This window comes from Butyricicoccus sp., assembly GCF_050872565.1.
In the GTDB taxonomy this organism is placed as follows: domain Bacteria; phylum Bacillota; class Clostridia; order Oscillospirales; family Butyricicoccaceae; genus Butyricicoccus_A.
This window is the reverse complement of the sequence record NZ_JBNMHC010000141.1, coordinates 1-5469: the sequence shown is the minus strand read 5'-3', so window position 1 is coordinate 5469 and position 5469 is coordinate 1. Positions and strand designations below refer to the sequence as shown.

The window sequence follows — 5469 nt, the reverse complement described above, 5'->3', positions numbered from 1 at the left end:
CGTAAAGAAGATTTATTTGCTGCTCCCGCTGGTTATGCTAGTTGTTTGGGTATCCGGCAACTTTATGACCATGCAGAAGGCTGCTTCTCTGGCAATCGTTTTGACCGTTGTTGTCAGCCTGTTTAACAAGGACAATCGCATTACCCCGCATAAGATTCTGGAAGCACTGGAAGCTGGCGGCAAGAGTGCCATCACCGTCGGTGCCGCTTGCGGCGTTGCAGGTATCATCTCCGGCACCATTACCATGACCGGTCTTGCTAACGACATCATCAATGCGATTGTCAGCGTTGCCGGTGACCGCCTGATTGTCGCTCTGGTTCTGACCATGCTGTGCTGCATTGTCTTGGGCATGGGCGTTCCGACTACCGCGAACTACTGCATCATGGCTGCTACCACCGCACCGATTCTGATTCGTATGGGTGTACCGGTTATGGCTGCCCACTTCTTCGTCTTCTACTTCGGCATCGTTGCTGATATTACTCCTCCAGTTGCACTGGCTGCTTACGCGGGTTCTGCTATTGCTAAGAGTAATCCGATGAAGACGGCATTCAATGCATCCAAACTTGCTGTTGCCGCATTTATCGTACCGTATATGTTCTGCTTCAATCCGGCTATGCTGCTCATTGACACGACAGCTATTCAGGTCGTACAGATTGCCATCACGGCATTCATCGGCATCTTTGCATTGGCTGCTGCTTTGGAAGGCTACTGCTTCGCAAACATGAATGCAATCATTCGTATCGTTATTGCCGTCGGCGGTCTGCTGCTGATTCATCCGGCACTGGCAACCGATCTGGTTGGTCTGATTCTTGTATTTGCAAGTCTGGCATTCCAGTACATCCTGTCTAAGAAGCAAAAGGCAGTTGTAAAATAAACGCAAGAGAAACAAAAAAGAGGAGGTAGTATAGATATGGAAGGAAAACTCAAGTATCCAGTTATCACGATCAGCCGTGAATACGCCGCTTATGGCCGTACCATTGCGTCCGGTCTGTCCGAGCGCCTTGGCATTCCGTTCTATGACAGAGACTTTGTCAAAGAAACCGCCAAGCAGAGCGGCTATTCCGAAGAAGACATCGTGCGCGAGGGCGAGGACATGAGCCCAGCAAGCAAGTTCATGAACAGCCTGCTCAACAATGCGAATGTATATTCCAGCTCGTATGATGGAATCTTCAAGGCGCAGAGAGAGGTCGTTCTGAATCTGGCCCAAAAGCCGTGCATCATCGTCGGCAGATGTGCCGATCATATCCTGACACAGAAGGGTATTCCGGCATTCAAGATTTTCCTGTATGCCGATGAAAAGCATCGCTTGGAGCGTGCTGCCGAGTTGGAAGGTCGTCCGAATTCTCCGGAGCTGAAGAAAATTCTTGTCAAGAAGGATCAGAAGCGCGAGACCTATTATAAGCAGTACACCGGCCATCCAATGGGTCTGTACAAGAACTACAACATTTGTCTGGATACCGGCACGCTGGGCGTGGAGAACTGCATTGATATTCTCTATACCCTGCTGACCGAAAACGCGTAAAAAAACGCAAAAAATATCCGCCGTGTGCAAGGGATGGTAACCATCCCGCACACGGCGGACTTTTTATGTCATACGTTTACTTGTTTGGCTGATTTCTTACAAATCCGTCATAGATCGCGCGGATTGCCTTATCAAAGTCATCGTTCTTGATTCCAATGATGATGTTGAGTTCAGACGAACCCTGGTCAATCATGCGAACATTGACACCAGCATTTGCCAGAGAAGAGAACAGCTTTGCAGCAGTTCCACTGGCAGAACGCATACCGCGGCCAACAACAGCTACCAGCGCATAATCAGATTCGATTTCTACGCTGTCCGGCTTTGCCAGACGATGAATAGCAGAGATAACCTGCTGTTCCTTGTTCATGAACTCGTCCTCATGTACGATAACGGTCATGGTATCAATGCCGGATGGCATATGCTCGAAGGAAATGTTGTTGTCTTCCAGAGCCTGCAATACCTTGCGGCCGAATCCAACCTCAGAGTTCATCATGGCCTTGGTAACGAGAATCGTGCAGAATCCCTTCTTGCCTGCAATACCGGTTACAACATAATCCGGCTTCTGACCGGTGGTCTCTACAATCCAAGTACCCGGATCCTGCGGGCGGTTGGTGTTGCGGATATTGATCGGAATGCCGCAGTGACGAACCGGGAAAATTGCCTCTTCATGCAGAACCGAAGCACCCATGTAAGACAGCTCACGCAGCTCGCGATAGGTGATGTAACGGATGCTGATCGGATCGTCTACGATGCGCGGATCTGCTACCAGGAAGCCGGAAACGTCGGTCCAGTTCTCATAGATGTCTGCCTTGCACGCCTGTGCTACGATAGAGCCGGTAACGTCAGAGCCGCCGCGAGAGAAAGTCTTGACATTGCCATCCTTGCCCAGACCATAGAAGCCCGGAATAACCGCTCTGGAAGCCTCTGCCAGACGAGCACTCATAACACGCTCTGTCTTGTACGGGTTCAGATTGCCTTCCTCGTTGAAGAAGATGACGTCTTGTGCATCGATGAACTCAATACCCAGATATGCTGCCATAATCTTACCGTTCAGATACTCGCCGCGGGATGCCGTGTAATCCTTCTGCGGATCAGTGCGCAGCTGCTCTGCGATAACAGCGAAATCCTCATCCAGAGAGAAGTTCTCCAAATGCAGACCCTCGATGATCTCCGTGTAACGCGCCTTGATGGCAGCCAGCTGCTCGGTAATATCCTTGCCCTGACTTGCCAGATCGTATGCGTGAAGAAGCATATCGGTTACCTTTGTATCGTCAGAGAAACGCTTGCCCGGTGCAGACGGAACGACATATACACGGCTCTCATCCGCCCGGATGATCTCTCCTACCTTCTGAAACTGTTCAGCGCTGGCAAGAGAGCTGCCGCCAAACTTTACAACCTTTTTCATGTTTGAAAACCTCCGGAATTTTCTATCTGCCAGTCGCTGGCAGGAAAGTTGCACTTTTGAAAATACACATTTAACTTTACATGCTTTTTGCACATATTTCAAGTCTAAATTTCACAATCCTGCAAACTACGTGCAATCCGGTAATATTTTTCGGTTTCATGACGGAAATTTCGTGCCGAATGACCAATATCAATTGTGCCGAACACGGAAATATGGTACACTATCTAAGAATATTGAAAGAAAGAAGAAATTCTATGACGAAAAAATCAACCGGAAACATGATCCTGCTGCTCACAGCTCTCATCTGGGGTTCTTCCTTTGTCGCACAGACAACTGGCATGGAGCATGTGCAGCCATTTACCTTTATGGGCATCCGCACCATACTCGGCGGACTTGTGCTCATCCCTGTCATCTTAGTACAGAGACACATGCAGCCGATTTCTCAGCGTCCCTCTCCCGAAGTACAGCATCGGATTGACCGAATTTCCCTTATCGGCGGCATCTGCTGCGGACTGGTGCTGTGCGTCGCCGGTGACTTGCAGCAGTTCGGCATGATGACAACATCATCCGGCAAGGCTGGTTTTATTACCTCGCTGTATATTGTGATTGTCCCGCTGCTCGGCGTATTTATCGGCAAGAAAATCCAAAAAATCGTTTGGTTCTGCGTCGCTGTTGCCCTGCTTGGCTTTTATCTGCTGTGCTTTACCGAGCAATTCACCATTTCAGCGGGTGATCTGCTGGTTTTATGCTGTGCATTCTTTTTCTCGATCCACATCATGGTCATTGACCACTTCAGTGAAAAAGGCGTAGACGGCGTTTTGATGTCCTGTGTGCAATTTTTAACCGCAGGCGGCATCAGCATTCTATTGATGTTTATCTGCGAATCACCAACATGGGAACATATTTTTGCGGCGCGCTCCTCGATTTTGTACAGCGGCGTGATGTCGTGCGGCGTTGCGTATACGCTGCAAATTCTCGGACAGAAACGCACCGATCCCACTTCTGCTACGTTAATCATGAGCTTGGAATCCGTCTTTGCCGCCCTGTCCGGCTGGCTGATTTTACACGAGAGTTTTTCTCTTCGCGAATTCCTCGGCTGCATTTTTGTATTCGCTGCTGTGATTGTGTCACAGCTCCCATTTCCGCAAAAGAATATTGATGCGAAAAAAACTGGCATGGAATAATCCATGCCAGTTTTTTCTTTCATGCATCAGTGCATTTCTTGTAATTCTTCTTCCCGTTTGCGGTTAGGTGCCTGCACAAATCGCAGAAGGAAAATAATCAGGATAATCGCAACGATGGCAATCGGCAATACAATCCATGCGGACTGCACAAATCCAGCCAAAATATACGCTGCGCAAGACACAACTGCTGTCAGAACAGCATACGGGAGCTGCGTGGATACATGATTCATGTGATCGCACTGTGCGCCGGCAGATGCCATAATCGTTGTATCGGAAATCGGAGAGCAATGGTCACCGCAGACCGCACCAGCCATGCACGCTGAAATAGAAATCAGCATCAGTTCATGATTGGTTCCCTCAAAGACAGCAACAACAATCGGAATCAGAATACCAAATGTGCCCCACGAGGTGCCCGTTGCAAATGCCAAGAAGCAGCCCACCAAGAAGATAACCGCTGGCAGGAACATCTGCAAATCACCAGCAACCAGCTTCATGCTTCCTGCAACAAATTCTTTGCAGCCAATACTATCCGTCATTGCCTTCAGCGTCCAAGCAAAGGACAGAATCAAGATTGCCGGAACCATCGCCTTGAAGCCTTCGGACAGGCAATCCATGCAGCCACGGAAGGACAGGACGCCGCGAATCTGATACAGCAGAATCGTAATCGCCAAGCCAAAGAAGCTGCCCATAGACAGACCGACAGAAGCATCACTGTTGGAAAATGCCGTGACAAAATCCGTACCGGAGAAAAATCCGCCGGTATAAATCATGCCAATGACGCAGCAGATCACCAAGCTGATGATCGGAATCACGAGATCTGCCACACTGCCCTTTTTGCCATCCTGTGCCATCGTGTCTTCCTGCACCTGTATATTGCCGTTGGAAAACAGATCGCCGCGCGCTGCATTGCGTTCATGCTGCTCCATCGGACCGAATTCCACTTTCGCCAGCACCATGCCGACCATCAGCACAACCATCAGAATGGCATAGAAGTTATACGGAATGGCGTTAACAAACAGGCTCATGCCGTCTTCTCCGTCTACAAAACCGCAAACAGCCGCCGCCCAAGAGGAAATCGGAGAAATGATGCACACCGGCGCAGCGGTAGCATCAATCAAGAATGCCAGCTTAGCACGCGATACCTTATGTCCATCTGTCACCGGACGCATGACGCTGCCAACCGTCAAGCAGTTGAAATAATCATCAATAAAGATGAGAATGCCCAGCAGGATGGTTGCCAGCTGTGCCCCGACCTTTGTCTTGATATGTGTCTTTGCCCATTCGCCAAACGCCGCAGAGCCGCCTGCATTATTCATCAGCGCAACAATTGTGCCGAGCAAAATCAGGAAAATCAAAAT

The 5469-nt window shown here is 49.4% G+C and carries 5 protein-coding genes; 3 read left to right on the top strand and 2 right to left on the bottom strand.

All coding sequences use genetic code 11. From position 1 onward, the window contains the following. Window positions 1-874, top strand: an 874-nt coding sequence (locus ACR0P9_RS07040; protein WP_432618656.1) for a TRAP transporter permease, incomplete at its 5' end; no start/stop codon positions are given. 36 nt (window positions 875-910) lie between these two features. Continuing rightward, window positions 911-1522: an AAA family ATPase gene (locus tag ACR0P9_RS07035; protein WP_432618654.1), complete on the top strand. Its 612-nt coding sequence runs from the start codon at window positions 911-913 to the stop codon at window positions 1520-1522. A 76-nt stretch (window positions 1523-1598) separates the two neighbouring features. Here the strand turns inward: ACR0P9_RS07035 and ACR0P9_RS07030 are convergent, their stop codons facing one another. Then, window positions 1599-2927, bottom strand: a complete 1329-nt coding sequence (locus tag ACR0P9_RS07030; RefSeq protein WP_432618652.1) for an aspartate kinase — start codon at window positions 2925-2927, stop codon at window positions 1599-1601. 254 nt (window positions 2928-3181) lie between these two features. On the opposite strand from ACR0P9_RS07030, the gene ACR0P9_RS07025 reads away from it, so the two are divergent. Next, window positions 3182-4111, top strand: coding sequence for a DMT family transporter (locus ACR0P9_RS07025; protein ID WP_432618650.1), 930 nt, complete (start codon window positions 3182-3184; stop codon window positions 4109-4111). 26 nt (window positions 4112-4137) lie between these two features. On the opposite strand, the gene ACR0P9_RS07020 is transcribed toward ACR0P9_RS07025, so the two are convergent. After that, window positions 4138-5469 (bottom strand): Na+/H+ antiporter NhaC family protein (locus tag ACR0P9_RS07020; protein WP_432618648.1); only part of this gene is annotated, 1332 nt, incomplete at its 5' end.

What these genes read in the sequence shown, in the direction of transcription:
- ACR0P9_RS07030 (WP_432618652.1), bottom strand. Translation starts at nt 2,927, where the DNA reads ATGAAAAAGGTTGTAAAGTTTGGCGGCAGCTCTCTTGCCAGCGCTGAA.
- ACR0P9_RS07025 (WP_432618650.1), top strand. Translation starts at nt 3,182, where the DNA reads ATGACGAAAAAATCAACCGGAAACATGATCCTGCTGCTCACAGCTCTC.
- ACR0P9_RS07035 (WP_432618654.1), top strand. Translation starts at nt 911, where the DNA reads ATGGAAGGAAAACTCAAGTATCCAGTTATCACGATCAGCCGTGAATAC.